Origin of the sequence: Chthonomonas sp. (assembly GCF_035294505.1) — a bacterium.
Taxonomy (GTDB): Bacteria; Armatimonadota; Chthonomonadetes; order Chthonomonadales; family Chthonomonadaceae; genus Chthonomonas.
Window position 1 is genome coordinate 1 of sequence record NZ_DATGKU010000019.1, and the last position, 16,733, is coordinate 16,733.

A 16,733-nucleotide genomic window follows, 5' to 3' on the forward strand; every position below is an offset into this window, starting at 1 on the left:
CAGAGCAGAAACGGTTTCTCGCGAGATGCGATGGCTCCTCGGTAACTGGGCATTCCTGCAACTGCGTCAATTTATCGCCTATAAAGCCGAGGCGGCAGGAGTGCCTGTTGTGTTGGTTGACCCGCGCAACTCGTCTCGCACTTGTTCTGTATGCGGCTACTGCGCCAAAGCCAACCGTAAGAGCCAAAGCCAGTTCCACTGTCAACAGTGTGGCTTTGAGGCGAATGCTGATTTCAATGCGGCGAGAAACCTCAAAGCACGGGGCGAAAGTTCAGACGCCCTATTGTGTCGGTTGGCGGGTCACGCTTCCAACCAGGTGCAAGCCCCTGCGCTTTAGCTAGGGGTATCTGACCGAAAATGGATTATGGTTCGTAGGGTGCGTGGCACGTCACCTCGAAAGTGCAACCAACCTTGTGGTCCTCACCCTGCTTGGTTCTCGCAAAGCGCAAACACAGGAAACTTTGCATTCGCAGACCGGTTTCGCGGACAGACCCCTCAAACGAACAGAGACATTCCATCGCAAACGAAAGGAAAAGTCCTGCTAAGCAGGAGGCGGTTTTTCATGCCAACGGACAAGCCGATGGGGTTTTCAAAACCGCCAATTGCTATAAACTGTCTGCCTCTGCAGCATAAGCGACCCCTCGCTTTCCTGATAAGCTCTCCGTTGGAAAATAACCCTCTTGGCACATGAACCAAGCCGTTAAAGTCGGCAAAAGTCGAAATCGCACAACCATTTGCGGTATACTTGTAAGCGAAAGAGAGTCGTGCATTGAAACTTAACCTCCCTGCTTGGGCGAGCGAGGGGCCTCAAGCCCCCTGGAAAGGGACGAAGGCTCATAAAAGGTTTTGTTATAAACGCTATGCGCACCGAACTTTTTGACTACGAACTTCCACCACATCTCATCGCACAAACCCCCGCGCCACGTGGGGAATCGCGTCTGCTGGTGCTCCATCGGCGTGAAGAGCGCATCGAACACCGCAAATTCACCGATCTGCCCGACTACCTTGTGGAAGGAGATGTGCTTGTCATTAACGATACGCGCGTCTCTGCACGGCGGATTCAGGCGCAACGCGAGAACGGCAAACCCGCCGAGGTTCTGTTGCTACGCCCTGTGGCAGAGACGAAGTGGGAGGCCCTCGTACACCCCGGACTAAAGCCTGGCAGAAAGCTAACCCTCATCGGCCCTCAGAACACTCAAGTTGAGGCGATGGTGGTTGGCATAACACCGGAAGGAGGCCGTCAAATCGCGCTGCCCAACAGAGAATGGCGCGACCGCATCGCCTCATGGGGCGAGATTCCGCTGCCACCCTACATTCACCAGAGCGTTGAGAATGAGGAGCGATATCAAACCGTCTACGGTTTTCGCCCAGGCTCCGCAGCCGCGCCCACGGCAGGCCTGCACTTCAATGAAGCCCTTCTCGAAACCCTCACACGTAAAGGGGTAAAACAGGTGGCGCTGACCCTGCACATCAGCGTGGATACTTTTCGACCCGTCCGCGAGGCGCATGTGGAAGAGCACAAGATGCACGGCGAACAGGTGATACTTTCAGAGGCGGCAGCACAAACCATCAATCAGGCCACCGGACGCATTGTGGCGGTGGGAACCACGTGCGTTCGTGCCCTCGAAACGGCGGCGCAACTGGCGCGCCCCGGTGAGGGGGAGGGCGCCCTGCCCCAGAAAATCTTGCGATTTTCTGGGGACCCCGGTGTCGGCCTTGAGGGGAAGGGCGTCGGCCTTGAGGGGAAGGGCGTCGGCCTTGAGCGTGTTGCTCCGTTTCAAGGAGAAACCCACCTGTTTATTACGCCGGGCCACACCTTCCGTGCGGTAGACGCCCTCATCACCAACTTCCACCTTCCGAAATCTACCCTGCTTATGCTCGTATGCGCCTTCGCCGGCCGAGAGCTGGTGTTGCGCGCCTACCGAGAAGCTGTGGAAAAAGAGTACCGCTTCTATAGCTTCGGCGATGCCATGCTGATCTTATGATCCAGTTTCTAGGAGAGAGACCGTGCGACTTGAGGAATGGCAAAAATATCTGGAAGCCCGCTTCGTAGACGAAGAGGAGGCAGAGCCGCCTATCAGAAATCCTGCCCTAGAACAAACACAGACCTCATCTGAGCCAGAAACCGCTCAGGCAGACCCGCCAACCTCCTCGCTCCCAGAAGCCGTTACCACCAACCATACCGCCCTCACCATGGTGGAGACCGTGCCCGTTACGGCAACCGCCCCGATTCCAACCAAACCTATTGAATCGCCCCAAGATGAGACCGTGGCCCAAGCCAACCGGCATCGCTCGCTCTCCCTCTTCCCTGTTGTCAACAGAGAGCGCCCGACCTGCCAAGCCTCCACCAGTTCCATCGCCAAGCGCGCTCCCAAGCCCTCCTCTGACGATTCGGAGGTGCTGGAAGTGAACATCCCCGACTTCGCCCAGTTCCTGCCGCCAAACCACCCGGCAGCGGCCCCCCCTAAAGAGTGGCCCCGTAAAGCGGAGCCAAAGAAACCTGCGGCCACCACCCAACATGAGGAGCCTCTGTCGGCCATCGCGCTCCATCGGCGCCTCCTGGAACGTGCCCAGCAGATGTTTGCCCTCCAAGCCCACGAGCACGAGGAAGCCGTGCAGGGCTACTACAAACGCCCCTTCCAAGAGACCCGCACGGAGCTTATTGAGCGGCTTTTCGACCCGGAACTTTCACTGGAAGATGTGGCACGCCTCCTGAACGTCTGCCCCACCACCGTGAGGCGCTACACCAACCTCGGCTGGCTCGTATGCCACCGTAAGGAGCCGGAGCACTCGCAGGCCTCCCAAAAGAAGGAGACCCGCCAACGCCGCTTCCGGCTCTCCGCCCTCCTCGCCTTTATCGAAACCTACGCCGAACAGATCGCTGCAGATCGTATTGTAGATAATAAAAACGCCTAAAAGCTCGGACACAAAAGAAGCCCAGAAAACGTCAAATAACGAGGAGCCGGCCTCCTGCAACAACTCAAAATCGGCCGAGTCCTGTTTGCCTCCGAAAGTTAAGCATGGGTTCATTCAAATAAGATTGTCTAGAAAATAGTTACAATGTTGAACCAAACGGAACTTCATTCTCAAGCAGGCGTTCAAAACGTAGGCTCGCAACAGCCGCACACCTGGCGGATCGGCATGTTCTCCGAAAGCTTTTCGCCTGTGCGCAACGGGGTCACGGTCTCCCTGCTCACCCTCACCCAAGAGCTTCGTGCCCAAGGCCACTATGTCTGCATTTTTGCGCCCGCCCATAGCCAGCAACCTCCTGAAGAGCCGGATGTCATGCGTTTTCCCTCGTTCGTCTCTATCTTCAATCGAGGTTATCCTCTGGCCTACCCCTTCTGGCCGCGCATTGTGCTCTCCAGCCAGTTTGCCGACCTCCGGCTCGACATCGTCCATACCCACACCCCTTTTGTATTAGGGCTTACCGGCGCGCGTCTCGCCCTCAGCCATCATGTGCCTCTGGTTAGCACGTTTCATACACTCTATTGGCAGTACGCGCACTACATGCCCTTCCTGCCAGAGGGGGTTACCAACACGCTCCTCGACCTCTATCTGCCCTGGTACTATAACCACTGCACCTGCATTATCTGCCCCTCGCAGGTCACCGAAAACGCCTTGCGCAGCATCGGGGTCAATCGGCCTATCACCATCATCCCCACGGGCATCCCGTTGCCGCCCGAATCGCAGCTGCATGGAGAGGCGGTGCAGAAGGCACGTCAAAGGCTCGACGTTCCTGAAGGTACCTCCCTTCTGCTCTATGTGGGGCGTTTGGCGCCGGAGAAGAATGTAATGTGGTTGCTAGAGGTTTTTCAGCATGTCCGTGCGGCCTACCCGAATGCCATGCTCGCTTTTGTTGGCGAAGGGCCGTTGCAAACCGCCCTGGCAGAGCAAGCGCAAGCGCTGGGCTTTTCCGAGTTCGTGCGGTTCCCCGGCCCCATCCCGCGCAACGAGTTAGACGCCATCTATGCCGCCGCCGATGTGTTCTGCTTTCCTTCGACTACCGAGACACAGGGGCTGGTGGTGGGCGAGGCGCGAGCTGCAGGGCTGCCCTGTGTAGTGGTAAATGCCGGAGGAGCACCGGAGACCGTGTGCGATGGTGAAGACGGATTCGTGGTACCGGTCGGAGATGCAGAGGCTTTTGCCGACAGGGTATTGCGTCTTCTCACCGATAAGGCGCTTGCAGAGCGGATGCGTCGTGCGGCCCGACGCAACGCGGAGCGCTATACCCCCGCGCAAATGGCGCAGAGAGTGCTCGAAGTCTATGCTGAAGCACGCAAACTATCGCCACCGCCTCGCCTGCCCGAACCGGAGGCCATGCCTCATGGGCCGGATTGGGAAGCGCAAGAGGCTCTCTACGAAGACGCCTCTGAAAAGGATATCACCTTGTCCTAAGGACATCTCTATCTTAGTCTGTTTCTACAAGAGGGAGTCTACGTGTTAACCCATCTGCTAACTGCAGTGAGCCTTTGGATCGAATCGATCATCGCCCATGGGGGCTATGGGGGCATTGTGCTGCTTATGGCCATCGAAAGCGCCTGTATCCCATTACCAAGTGAGGTGATCATGCCGTTCGCTGGGGCCTTGACCCTGGAGTGGATCGCCGCCCAAAACCATCGCCCCACGCTCAATCTCTTCCTCGTTGCCCTTGCCGGAGCGATAGGTTGCGTGCTCGGCTCCGCATTGGCCTACGGCATTGGGGCAACGGGTGGACGCGAGGCGGCCTTTCGCTATGGGCGCTATGTGTTGCTGCGACGGCGCGACCTAGAGCGTGCCGAGCGATGGTTTGCCCGCCAAGGGGCCGTTGTGGTCTTCGTTTCCCGCCTCTTGCCGGTTGTGCGCACCTTCATTTCGCTGCCCGCGGGTGTGGCTCGTATGCCGTTGGTTCCCTTCCTCGTTCTCACCTTTCTCGGCTCGCTGCCTTGGTGCCTCGCCCTAGCTTGGCTCGGCGTTCTTGTCGGCGGCAATTTAGAGCGCATTAAGGCGGCTTTTCACGGCGCCGATGCGCTTATGGTGGTCATTCTATTGGCGCTGCTGCTGTTTTGGATACGCCATCACCTGCGAGGAGAAGAAGCATGAAAGAACCACCTTGCTGGCGTATCTCTTTGCACGGAGGGCACTCCGGAGAGTTTTGTGACCACGCGGAAGGAACGCTGAGAGAGATGCTAGAAGCGGCTGTTGCGGCTGGATATCGCACTTTTGGCGTGAGTGAGCATGCCCCACGCCCCGAAGCGTTTCTATATGAAGAGGAGCGCGCCCTCGGATGGGATGCGGAAAAGCTAGCTGCCGACTTCCACCGCTATACGCACACGATCAACACCTTGGCGGAAGCGTTCGCGCCACAGCTCATGGTGCTACGCGGCTTTGAGGCGGAGGTCGTGCCACAGCAGACGTATGTTAAGACCATGTTGGCATTGCGCACCCGGCAGCTCGAAAACGGCCGGCCGGCTTTTGACTACATGGTTGGCTCCGTCCACTACGTTCATGAGATTCAGATAGACGGTGCGCCCGAAAGCTATCGAACAGCGGTGGAGGCGTGTGGCGGAGTTACCTCCTTTGCAAAAAGCTACTATGCACAGGTTGCCGAGATGGTGGAGGCCTTACGACCGGAGGTGGTGGGGCACCTCGACCTGATCCGAAAGAACGCGAGGGCCGTCGGCCTATCGCCAGAGGCCCTAGAGACGCCGGAGATAAAGGCGGCTGCGGAGACGGCTCTAGAGGCCATTCGAGCCTACGGAGCGATCCTCGATCTCAACACGGCCGGCTGGCGGAAGGGACTGGATACCCCCTATCCGGCCCCATGGCTTGTGCAACGCGCCCACGCAATGGGTATCCCCTTCTGCTTCGGCGACGACAGTCATCGGCCCAAAGAGGTGGGAATGGGTTTGGAAGAGGCACGCCTCTACCTCTTGCGCAACGGCGTTATGCACATTACGACGCTGGAACGTTCGGAAGATGGCTCGCTTCTCCGCCGTCGCTGCCCCCTTTAATGTCCCTCAACGCTGTTTGGCTCGGAAGATTGAGAATGAGGAACGTGTAACAGATTCTCCTCTGAGGAATCATGCGATGCGCAAGGCCGAAGCATCTCCTCAGGAGGGCACTCCGGTGCCTTTCCCGCACGCAATAGCAAGGCGTTCTCCTTGTTGCGCTTCGCCAAAGCCTCAAGCTGTGGTAAAAGCTCTTTCGCCACCTCGTGGGCTTCGGGCGGGGCCTCGATGTTTTCCGCGATGAAGTTGCGAATCCACGGCAACGCGGCCACATCACGTGTTTTGCGTACCATCCGCAGCAACGCCACCGGATAGTCCGCTCCTAAACGGCTGAGATGCAACCTTCCTACCTCGCTGTAAAATACATCTATTAGCAACCCCTGATAGAGCACCAGACGCACCGATTTAGGAAGTTGGCGAAACGATTCGGGCGATATCAGGCGCAAGAGCCGCGCGATGACGGGACGCGCCAAGATGGCGAGGCTCTCATCTGCACCCGCCTTGGTGGGGTAGTAGGTTTCCACAATTTTGCGTGACCAAAAGGTAATGGCCACTTCGGGAGTCTTTCCGGCAAGAGGGTCAAAGGCATCCAGTAGACGCTCCAAACAGCGCTCGGCCTCCTCCTGGATCAGCCGTTCTTGGGGGAGATGGAGCGAGCGTTCCGCGGCGACCAGGTGGGCCACTACCGTTAACGGCACGGGGTTGCCATCGGCAGGAACCTTGCGAAGTACCGCCAAGTAGAGCGCCTGTTGCATGGGCAGCGGCAAATTGCCGAAACAGGTGCAGAGGATATTCCATCGCCCGCGCCCCAAAGAGCGTGCCTCCGTATCGGTTAGCTGCGGCAATAGCCGCACCAGGGCGGAAGAGGCCGCCTCCTGTAGGCGCAGGTTGCCCTGACCAAGCGCATCCACCAGAGGGCCGATGCACTCGGGATTATCTACCGCGGCTAACTGGCGCAAGAGCCGCTCAAGGCGCGGGGGCAACATATAGGGTGCGGTGAAGTAGAACAGCAACGAGAGCGTAAGGGGTAGTAGGGCAAAAGCCTCCCAACCGGCGATAAGCACCACCAGCGAGGTGATGAGCGTGAGCGTTGTCCACGCAAAGACGCGATCGTGCCACCGCTCTCTTTCCGAATTCCAGAGGGCAATGAGACTCTCCACATCATGGGCGCTGAGTTGCGGTATGGCAGCCATCCTCCCAACCCCTCCAACCTACTCTATTTGTTATATTTTGCCACAAGCCGTTTGGTTCCTTCTTTTTTTAGCTGCCATGCTGCCTTACCAGCGCTTTTAAGCAGAAAAAGGCCGAATCCAAAACAATACGGCTTTGCGCCTCTTAGCGGGTATCATACAAGGTGCAAAATCCACTCGGCTGAACACATCTCCCTCCTCAGGAGGGCAGGAGGTGAAGTAGGCCGGAAATATTTCGAGTGGAACCAAATTGTGGATAAAAAGGTATAATTTTAGCAACAGGCCTTGCGAACGCCTACTCTTATCGTTCATAAACAGAGGAGAACAACTGTATGGCTTATGTAATTACCGAACCTTGCATCGGAGTGAAAGACAAATCTTGCGTTGCCGTGTGTCCGGTGGACTGCATTCACGAGGGGGTCTACACCGAAGATGGCAAGGTTTATGATATGCTGTTTATTAACCCGGATGAGTGCATAGACTGCGGCCTTTGCGAGCCGGAATGCCCGGTTACGGCGATCTTTGCGGATAGCGACGTGCCCAAAGAGTGGCAGCACTACATCCAGATCAATGCCGATTTCTTCCGCAACAAATAGCAGTGCCGGAGGCCGAGTCCCGTTACTTTTCGGCCTCCTTTTCCTATAAACAACCATGAGCTTGCGTATCTACACTCGTACAGGCGATTCGGGGCAAACCGGCCTTTTCGGCGGCGCACGCGTAGACAAAGACGACCTGCGCGTTGAGGCCTATGGCGCGGTAGACGAACTGAACGCCGCCATTGGCCTTGTGTGCGCTCAGTGGAACGATGCGGAGCTTGTTCCTCTTCTGCAAGAGTTGCAGGGGCTGCTGCTTGTGCTTGGCGGCGATCTGGCCACGCCGGGCACAGAGGTAGTAACGCGTGGGCGCGTGCATATCGAGCGCATTCAGCCGCACCATGTGGAGCAACTCGAGCGCCTTATAGACCGCTTTGAGGAGCAGCTTCCGCCGCTTACCGCCTTTATTTTGCCGGGAGGTTCCCCTGCTGCTGCAGCCCTTCATTGGGCACGCGTCGTCTGTAGACGGGCAGAACGAAGGTGCGTAAGCCTGTGGCACGCCGTTGACGAGGACAAAGAGAACGGCATGAACCCCACGGTTCTCTCTTTTCTTAACCGGCTGTCCGACCTTCTCTTCGTGTTGGCGCGGGTGGCCAATCGGCGAGAGGGACGCGACGACATACCCTGGGTTCGTGGAGAGAGATAACCCATGCGCCCCCGATTTCCCCTGCTTTTTGGCCTTGCCTTTCTGCTTCAAAGCCTCTGTTCTGCCTATGCAACCCCTTTGACAAGGGGCCATCAGCAAACCGCTCCCTTCGATCCGAGAGCGCTTCAGCTGCTAGATGAAACCCTCCACGCCTACGAAACGCTCGATAACCTGCAGGAAGAGACGGTGTTCAGCTCCTACTCCTGGATGATCGTGCCGGGTGCGCCGGTACATGCGAATATTCCGGAGGGCTTAAAACCTCAGCCGGTGGCGCGCACGCTTACCCTTAGTATGCTGAAACCTAACCTGTTTCGGATGGAGCTGAAAACCACCGATGCTAACAACAAAGAGCAGACGGCCATCTGGGTTTGTGACGGCACAACGTTTTGGACCTACAACAGTGAAAAAAACTACTACACCAAACACCCGGCCCCCCACGATCTCGCCGGTCTCGCCAAACTGCCCGGCATGGATATAAGCGCACCTGAAGTGATGATGCTTCTTGGCCAGAACCCGTTCGCCGATATTCAAAATCGTTTTGATGGCGCACGCCTGCTTCCGCCTCTCCATATCGAGGGGTTGCCTCCGCTCGACGGGGTGGAAATTTTGCAGGAAGATACCACCAAAAATCTCATTCGCCTCTACATCTCTCCCAAAAACCATCTCATCTACCGCATCGTCTTTGAAACGCTGCCGCTCTCTGCTCCCCATGACCCCTCGCTCGTTGGCGATGATGTGGATGCCCTTGCCATACGCCGCCCCGTATCCTCCGGTGATAGCCCCTCAACCGCTTTCGCGCTTGTTTGCGACAACAAGTTCGGCCCTCCACCTTCCAAAGAGCCGTTCCACTTTTCCCCACCCCGTGGGGCGCTGCTCTATCAGCCGCTGAGCGGCCCACAAGACCTTCTGGACTACCTACAACGCAATATGCAGAGAACCGACCTACGCCATATGCTGCGCGGGCGCAAGGCGCACATCGTTCGCCCTTAAAAGCGCGTGAGGTAGAATGCATTATTAGGCAAAGGGCGGACGCAATCTCCTCGTGGTAAAGTCCCAGAAACCGGCGCCGAAGCAACGGAACGGAGCATTCGTGTGGCAACAACATCTGTGCGAAAGGTGGGCATCACCGTCCATCGCACGAATCATCAGGCGTGGCAGTTGGGTAAGGAGCTTATCTCCTGGCTACAGCAAAAGGCAGGCGTGCAGGTTTTGCTTGACGAGCAGACCGCCAAACGCTTGGAGCGCCCCGATCTCTCCTGTTGTGCCTCCGTTTGGGAGGCCGTGGATTTTGTGGTGACTCTTGGAGGCGATGGCACCATTCTCTCGGCAGCCCGAATGGCCGCCCCCAACGGGGTGCCGGTTTTGGGGGTCTATATGGGCAGGTTCGGCTTCATCGCCGAATCGCATCCCTCCACACTCTATACAGATCTGAGGCGTGCCCTCACCGGGAACGTGCGCATCGAAGAGCGCATGATGATCGAGGCGGAGGTTTGGCGTAACGGCACGTGCGTCCATACCAACCTAGGGCTTAACGATGCCGTCGTGAAAAGCGCTACCTCCAGCTTGCTGAATCTGCGCATTCAGCTTGGTGGTGCGCCTTTCGCTACCTACCCTGCCGATGGTCTGATTATCGCAACCTCTACCGGCTCTACAGCCTATTCGCTCTCCGCAGGCGGCCCCATCGTCGCCCCCACTATGGGCGCTCTCATCCTCACCCCCATCTGTCCCCACACGCTCAGCGCTCGCCCCATGGTCATTCCCTGTCACGATGTTATTGAAATCCATATCGAGGATTCCGGCGGTGATGTTTTGTTTAAGGTGGACGGCGTAGACCCCTTTCCCATCCAACATAACGATCGCGTGGTCGTTCGCCGATCTCAATTTGTTACAAAGCTCATTGTGCTCGATCACGCCACTTTTTACCAAAAAGTTCGCGCCCGCTATCTCTACGGCGAGCGTCTTGACGAACCCGACGGTCTCGACCCAGAGCCTTAACCACACCGAATGTTTTCCCCATCCCCATAAAGACAATCTGGCTTGTTTTCCAAAGGAAAGCCTACCAAAGGAAACCGTCTGTAGGGGCACGGTGACCGTGCCCCTTTTGCTAATCTCCCCTCTCCCCAATGGGGGGAGGGGAAGGGCGCCCTACCCCAGCGTCGGCCTTGAGGGGAGTGGGGGTGGGGGCATTGAGAGGGAGAGCGTCGGCCTTGAAGAGCCGGCAATGCGACTGTCATTCCGAGCCGATGCCGAGATGTACACGTGTCATTTCGAGCCGGTCACACAACTGTCATTTCGAGCCGAAGGCGAGAAATCTTGAATTTCCCTTCCCACCAGTTCTGAGGGGGTAGGGGGTGGGGCTGTAGCGACTGCCAATCTCGCGGTTCTAGAGCAAGTCAGCAAAGTGAGTTTATCTTGTTCGCCCCCTATCCCGGCCTTTCCCCCGATTCGGGAGGTGCTAGCGCACGGCGATGCAGCGGCCAGGGAGATGGGCGATTACGGAAACTGGGCTGGCCGCAAAGGTGCCATCCGCGAGGATGCCCACCGCGAGGTGCCCATCTCCCCAATGGGGAGGGGCGGGGGTCGTAAGGGGTACTCTTGTGGTTACCCGCCCATCATGAAATCGGCTCTAGAGGCAGTAGGGGTGAGGCTAAGGGTTTATCAGTGGAACGGTTAGGAGAGAGGTGGAGGAGGCAGCCACGTTAACGAAAATTTAATCTCCGCTTAACGTGGCCTTAACTTGCACACTGTATTCTATTGGCGCGAAGGGAGAGAGGTGAACTCGAATCCCAATGGAATAGACAAAATTCCCCTCGCAAAGGAGAGCCAACCATGAATCGTACGAACCGAGCGTTCACGCTCATTGAGCTGCTTGTGGTTATCGCTATAATAGCGATACTGGCAGCCATCCTATTTCCCGTCTTCGCCCAGGCCCGCGAGGATGCCCGTAAAACCTCCTGCGTCTCTAACCTCAAACAGCTCGCCACAGGCGTTTTAATGTACACTCAGGACTACGACGAGACTTTCCCCTCCGTCACCGGCAACGGCTATCCGCCTCAGCCCGGCATCCCCTTTGGAACCGATACCTGGGTCTATAACGACATTGTGGTGATCATTCAGCCCTATGTCAAGAACTTCGATGTCTTCTTCTGCCCAGACCGTCAACGGCTTGTGCCGGCCAGCGGCGATTTCTGCAACCCGGGCACCGGCACCCAACACGTCTGGGGCTATGGCTACAACTGGAGCAGCGGCTATGGGCCGCACGATAACCCTCATAGCCTATGGTTTCAGGGCGATGGCTGCGTTCTGCCCGATACGCCTTCTAACACGCTGCCTGGCCGCTCCCTCGCCGCCGTAAACTTCCCGGCACAGTTCATCTTCCTCGGTGATACCGGCGACACACCTCGTCAAACGCTCTATACGGCCGTGTTCGACCCACGATGCAACCCGTCGAGCGGCTGGAACTCCGACCTACCTACCGGTGCCCGCCATCAAGGCGGGAACGACTTCGCCTTTGCCGACGGCCACGTGAAATGGTTTAAGGTTAACCTCACCTATGTAGACCCCTACAACGTCGGCGTTACCACTCCTGCAGTGGTGCCCAATCGTTACTGGTTTAGCGCCACCTGGGATGGCGTTTCCCACTCCCCCTAGCCCCTACGTTACTGCGCCACTATCTCCGTATGCGCGGAGATAGTGGCCTTTTTCTGAGAAAGGAGGGATAGATGCGCTTTCAAACTACCCACTTTAAACGCGCTTTCTGGTGGTTTCTTCTTCTCATGCTGTTGGGCGCTTGCGTTCTTTCAGGCTGCCATAAAGACGAGCCACCCGCATCGCCCAACGCGGCAACGGCGGCTCCGGCTCGCCTGCCCAACCAAGACCTCGGCAAAACAGATATACTGAAAAGAGGCCAGGGGCCGAAATAGCCCTTCACCACGTTTGCCGAGGAGCTGCTGCATGAACCCAAAAACCACTTTGGGGATGACAACACTGTTGGCCGGTGGGTTGATCTACCTTTTCGGTTTTTCATCGCCGGCGCCGCACCTAGCACCCAGAGCCGCCTTTGCCATGGAAGACTACATGGCGCCTGCCGGCGATAGGCCTACCCTGCGCAATCCAAACGGAACCTCTATCTTGCCCAACGGCCGCCTCATCACCCCCATAGGGCAAACGGCCCTCGTCGCGCCACATCCCTACGGGCTTTGCCTGCGTGCCGATGGAAACCTCTTGGCGGCTTCTTGCAGCGGCACAGGCCCCTTCACCCTCGAACTCTTTGAACGGCCTCAAACAGGCCTTGCCACACATCGTACCCTCGTCGTTAAGGATGCCTTTATGGGTTTGGCCTTCAGCCAAGAGGGCACCTGGCTCTACGCGGCCGGAGGGGATGCCGGCAACATCCTGCGCTATAATCTTCGCGCCCAACAGATGGTCCCGAGCTGGAGCCTCGACGGCCTCACCGATGGACACTCTTGGCGGTATAGCTATGCCGGTGACATCGCCCTTAGCCCAAACGGCCGCTATCTCTATGTGCTCGATCAGGCGAACTTTCGCCTCGTCGTCATAGATACGGAAACCGGAAAAGCCATCCATTCTGTGCCCACTGGGCGCTATCCCTTTGGACTGGCCCTCACCCCAAAAGGCGACCGTCTCTGGGTGGTGAACGCAGGTATGTTCGCCTATAGCCCCCTTCCTAAAGATGCGCAAGGCCACCGTGGCCTACCTTTTCCACCCTTCGCTTTCGGCTCAAAAGCGGCACGCGATGGCACCGAAATAGAGGGACGGTTTATACCCGGGCTTGGCAACCCCAACGTGCCCGAAAGCTTCAGCGTTTGGGGTTTCGATATGTCGCATCCTCCGACAGCCCATGTAATTCAAAAAATAAAGACGGGCTGGCTTGTCGGACAAATGACCCCACAAGGCTTCCCCGCTGTAGGCGGCAGCGCCCCCAGTGCGGTGGCGGCCACAGAGAATCGCATCTTCGTCTCCAACGCCAACAACGACATGGTGCAGGCCTTCGAGGCCTCCACCGGCAAGCGGCTTTGGTCTACACTTATCACGCTCACTCCGGCCACGGCTCGATGGCGCGGCATAATGCCCTTCGGCCTTGTGCTCTCTCCGGATGGGAATCGGCTCTATGTGGCCGAAACGGGTATCAATGCAGTAGGTATTCTGAATGCCCGTACGGGGCAGGTGCTCGGCCACCTCCCTGTGGCCTGGTGGCCGGCGAAACTGCAGATATCGAGGGATGGCAAAACGCTTTTTGTGGCCTGCTCAAAAGGTTTTGGCTCCGGCCCAAACGCCGGCCCCAACTTTCATGAGGGGCCGGAGGGAACCTATGTGGGCAATCTGCTGAAAGGGGTCATCGAGCGCATCCCGCTCCCGCCCGAATCGGCACTGCCGGCCTATACTCACCGCGTTCTCGAAAACAACGGCCTGTTGCCTCACACTTCCCCACAAGCCACCGCTTTGCCCTCCCTTGCGGAGCTACGCAGCCACATCAAGTATGTGGTGATGATCGCAAAAGAGAATCGCACCTTCGACGAGGTCTTCGGCGCTCTGCCCAACGTCAACGGTCTACCTAAACTGGCCCGTTTTGGCGCCCCGACGCGCTACGGCCCCTACCCCGATGTGGTTGTTATGCCAAACCATCTGGCGCTCGCAAGGCGTTTCGCTCTCTCCGATAACTTCTATATGGACGGCGATGTCTCCGCTGATGGGCACCGCTGGCTGGTGGGCGTCTACCCCAACCCCTGGATGGCCACAAACTATGTGCAAGCCTATGGCGGGCACAGCACGTTTGGGCTGGGTGAGGTGGGCCGACGTGCTCTCTTTGGAAGCAACGCTTCATTGGCACCCGAAGACTATTTGGAAGCCGGCAGCATTTGGGACAACCTGGCACGCCATCATGTGCCCTTCCGCAACTATGGGGAGGGGTTTGAGTTAGCCGGCGTCGAGGAAGACGCCGGGGAAAAGCCCACCGGTGCCATCGAGACCGTGAACATCCCTATGCCCGCCCCCCTTTTCGCCAACACCTGCCGCACCTACCCGCAGTTTAACCTCAACATTCCCGACCAGTATCGTGTAGACCAGTTCTTGGCGGATTGGAAGGCCAACGGATTCGACGACCCTGCCCGCATGCCCCGCTTCCTCTACTTTCATCTGCCAAACGATCACGGGGCCGAGCCTCGGCCAAAGGATGGCTACCCCTTCCACGCCTCTTATCAGGCGGATAACGATTATGCCTTAGGCCGCCTTATCGCCTTCTTTTCCCACACCCCCTACTGGAAGCAGATGGCCATCTTTGTTACAGAAGACGACTCGCAGAGTGGAGTAGACCATGTGGACGCCCACCGCTCCCTCTGTCTGGTGATCGGCCCTTGGGTGAAACCGGGCTACGTCTCGCATCGGCACACAAGCATCGCCAGCATCCTGAAGACGGAGGAGGAGCTTTTGGGGTTGCCGCCGCTCAATCTCTACGACGCCCTCGCCACAGACCTTAGGGACTGTTTCGGGAACATACCGGACTTTCGCCCCTACACCCCCGTCCCGGTAGACAAGCGGATTTTCGATCCGGCGCGGGCGAAAGACCCCAAAGACCCGGCAACGGCAGCTGAACCTTCCGGCCCGGCCATGGACGATCCACGCTACATCATGCGTTCCCTCGCCCGCCAAGAACGTGAGAGGGAAAGATAGCCGGTCTCTTTACTCTAACTAAGCCGAGGACGAATCGGGAATCCCCCTCAAAACTTCACGGGCTTCGGCTACATCGCGGGCCATCTGCGCCTGCAAAGCATCTAGCGAGTCGAAGCGCACCTCATCACGGAGCCGCCGCACAAAGCGAACCTCTAAAATCTGATCGTAGAGATCGCCCTCAAAATCGAATAGGTAAACCTCTATTGCGCGACCGGCACCCTCTATCGTTGGGCGCTCCCCAATGCTGCACACGCCAGGCAAAAGATCGCCCCCCTGCGTCATGCACACCCATACTGCGTAAATGCCATCGGCAGGTACCACCTGCCGATAAGTCGGTACCAGGTTCGCTGTGGGGTAGCCTAACTTTCTGCCGAGCCGCTGCCCTGGTACAACCCGCCCCTCCATCCAAAATGGATGCCCCAACACGGCCTCCGCTTCCGTAATATCACCCAAACGCAGGCACTCTCGCACACGAGTGCTGCTGGCCGGTACCCCGTTTACGAACACCGGGTCTACCGCATGCACCTTAAAACCATAGTGGGCTTGTACACTCAAAAGATAGGCCAGGTTCCCTGCACGCCCCTTGCCAAAACAGAAATCGCGCCCCTCTACAATCGCTTTGGCACCGCATAAACCCACCAAAATGCGCTCCACAAACTCCTCGTGGCCGAGGTTGGCCAGCGCCGTATCAAAACGGGCGATCACCAAAATATCCACCCCTAACTGCTCGATAAGGCGGTTGCGCTGCCTTGGGGTCGTGATGTAAGGCGGCGCCTCCGTGGGGCGTAGCAGCTCTGCAGGATGGCGGTCGAAGGTAAAGACGAGCGCCGGTCGCCCGTGCGTACGGGCATCCTCAACGGCCGTCCGAATGATGGCCTGATGCCCCACATGAACCCCATCGAAGGTTCCTATGGCCACCGTCGTTTCGGCAAAAGGCGCCGGTATGTTCTCAAGGCCTTCGTACAGAATCATCAGTGCATAACTTTCACCGGTTGCAGTCTACTCTCTTCTATCCGTCCCACCCCTATGAAGTTCCCATCGGCATCGAGCAGCGCACAAAGCTCATTTGGTGATACCGGCGGCATCCGCCCCAGATCGGAGAGGGGTATGGCCTGGCCGTGACGAATGCGAGGCACCTGCGGCTCGGAAAGAACGACCTGCGGCCGCCCCGCCATCGCAACGAGAGGGGGAAGCAGCACCTCGTGCAGCCTTCCCTCCACGATTCTCTGTTCGAGGACATCGAGCGTAACCGCCTGGGCTAAAGTAAAAGCGTGCTGCTCATCCGTACCCACCCACGTGCGCCGTAAAGACTGCATGGTGCCCCCCACGCCCAAAGCCGCCCCCAGGTCCGCCGCAAGGGAGCGAATATAGGTTCCGCTGGAACAGACCACCTCCAGTTTCGCCACCGGATGATCGCCCGCACGAAAGTCAAGCAGTTCCAGACGCTCGATCTGCACGGTCTGAGGCGGTCGTTCCACAACCAGGCCTTCACGGGCTAAATCGTAGAGACGACGGCCTTGGTGGCGCTTGGCCGAAACCATGGGAGGAACCTGTTGAATGAGGCCACAAAAACGCTTTAGAATCGGCTTCAGCGCCTCCGCCGTGAGATAACCGGCATCGCACT

The 16,733-nt window shown here is 57.9% G+C and carries 16 protein-coding genes; 13 read left to right on the forward strand and 3 right to left on the reverse strand.

Annotated features, from left to right (window positions below):
* The 6 genes from VKV18_RS00530 to VKV18_RS00555 form a co-directional block, all read left to right on the forward strand.
* A partial coding sequence (locus VKV18_RS00530; RefSeq protein ID WP_324202274.1) for a transposase occupies positions 1-337 on the forward strand: 337 nt, incomplete at its 5' end.
* Positions 338-860: 523 nt separating this feature from the next.
* Positions 861-1,985 (forward strand): S-adenosylmethionine:tRNA ribosyltransferase-isomerase, encoded by a 1,125-nt coding sequence (locus VKV18_RS00535; RefSeq protein WP_324202275.1) that lies wholly within the window; start codon positions 861-863, stop codon positions 1,983-1,985.
* Between the two features lie 22 nt (positions 1,986-2,007).
* Positions 2,008-2,916, forward strand: coding sequence for a helix-turn-helix domain-containing protein (locus VKV18_RS00540; RefSeq protein WP_324202276.1), 909 nt, complete (start codon positions 2,008-2,010; stop codon positions 2,914-2,916).
* 144 nt (positions 2,917-3,060) lie between these two features.
* Positions 3,061-4,398 (forward strand): glycosyltransferase, encoded by a 1,338-nt coding sequence (locus tag VKV18_RS00545; protein ID WP_324202277.1) that lies wholly within the window; start codon positions 3,061-3,063, stop codon positions 4,396-4,398.
* Between the two features lie 42 nt (positions 4,399-4,440).
* Complete coding sequence (locus VKV18_RS00550) at positions 4,441-5,082, forward strand: DedA family protein (RefSeq protein ID WP_324202278.1); 642 nt, start codon at positions 4,441-4,443, stop codon at positions 5,080-5,082.
* Positions 5,079-5,993 (forward strand): histidinol-phosphatase, encoded by a 915-nt coding sequence (locus VKV18_RS00555; RefSeq protein ID WP_324202279.1) that lies wholly within the window; start codon positions 5,079-5,081, stop codon positions 5,991-5,993. Before VKV18_RS00550 ends, VKV18_RS00555 begins: the two co-directional genes overlap by 4 nt.
* Here VKV18_RS00555 and VKV18_RS00560 read toward each other — a convergent pair.
* Entirely contained in the window at positions 5,990-7,183 is a 1,194-nt protein-coding gene (locus VKV18_RS00560) for a hypothetical protein (RefSeq protein ID WP_324202280.1), read from the reverse strand. The two genes, VKV18_RS00555 and VKV18_RS00560, sit on opposite strands and share 4 nt — an antisense overlap.
* Positions 7,184-7,512: 329 nt before the next feature.
* Here VKV18_RS00560 and VKV18_RS00565 point away from each other — a divergent pair, with 329 nt between their 5' ends.
* The 7 genes from VKV18_RS00565 to VKV18_RS00595 all read left to right on the forward strand — a co-directional run bounded on the left by VKV18_RS00565 (position 7,513) and on the right by VKV18_RS00595 (position 15,109).
* Positions 7,513-7,776: a ferredoxin family protein gene (locus tag VKV18_RS00565; RefSeq protein ID WP_324199301.1), complete on the forward strand. Its 264-nt coding sequence runs from the start codon at positions 7,513-7,515 to the stop codon at positions 7,774-7,776.
* A 61-nt stretch (positions 7,777-7,837) separates the two neighbouring features.
* Positions 7,838-8,419, forward strand: coding sequence for a cob(I)yrinic acid a,c-diamide adenosyltransferase (locus VKV18_RS00570; RefSeq protein ID WP_345786387.1), 582 nt, complete (start codon positions 7,838-7,840; stop codon positions 8,417-8,419).
* A 3-nt stretch (positions 8,420-8,422) separates the two neighbouring features.
* Positions 8,423-9,409, forward strand: a complete 987-nt coding sequence (locus tag VKV18_RS00575) for a DUF2092 domain-containing protein (protein WP_324202282.1) — start codon at positions 8,423-8,425, stop codon at positions 9,407-9,409.
* Positions 9,410-9,511: 102 nt separating this feature from the next.
* Complete coding sequence (locus tag VKV18_RS00580; RefSeq protein WP_324202283.1) at positions 9,512-10,414, forward strand: NAD(+)/NADH kinase; 903 nt, start codon at positions 9,512-9,514, stop codon at positions 10,412-10,414.
* An 834-nt stretch (positions 10,415-11,248) separates the two neighbouring features.
* Positions 11,249-12,070, forward strand: coding sequence for a DUF1559 domain-containing protein (locus tag VKV18_RS00585; RefSeq protein WP_324202284.1), 822 nt, complete (start codon positions 11,249-11,251; stop codon positions 12,068-12,070).
* Between the two features lie 71 nt (positions 12,071-12,141).
* Positions 12,142-12,342, forward strand: a complete 201-nt coding sequence (locus VKV18_RS00590; protein ID WP_324202285.1) for a hypothetical protein — start codon at positions 12,142-12,144, stop codon at positions 12,340-12,342.
* Between the two features lie 31 nt (positions 12,343-12,373).
* Positions 12,374-15,109 carry a bifunctional YncE family protein/alkaline phosphatase family protein gene (locus VKV18_RS00595; RefSeq protein ID WP_324202286.1) on the forward strand — a complete coding sequence of 912 codons (2,736 nt, stop codon included), beginning with the start codon at positions 12,374-12,376 and terminating at the stop codon, positions 15,107-15,109.
* 18 nt (positions 15,110-15,127) lie between these two features.
* Here the strand turns inward: VKV18_RS00595 and VKV18_RS00600 are convergent, their stop codons facing one another.
* Both VKV18_RS00600 and VKV18_RS00605 read right to left on the reverse strand, forming a co-directional pair.
* On the reverse strand, positions 15,128-16,081 hold the full coding sequence (locus tag VKV18_RS00600) for a bifunctional riboflavin kinase/FAD synthetase (RefSeq protein WP_324202287.1): 954 nt from the start codon (positions 16,079-16,081) through the stop codon (positions 15,128-15,130).
* Positions 16,081-16,733, reverse strand: a 653-nt coding sequence (locus VKV18_RS00605; protein ID WP_324202288.1) for a tRNA pseudouridine synthase B, incomplete at its 5' end; no start/stop codon positions are given. The genes VKV18_RS00605 and VKV18_RS00600, both read right to left, overlap by 1 nt.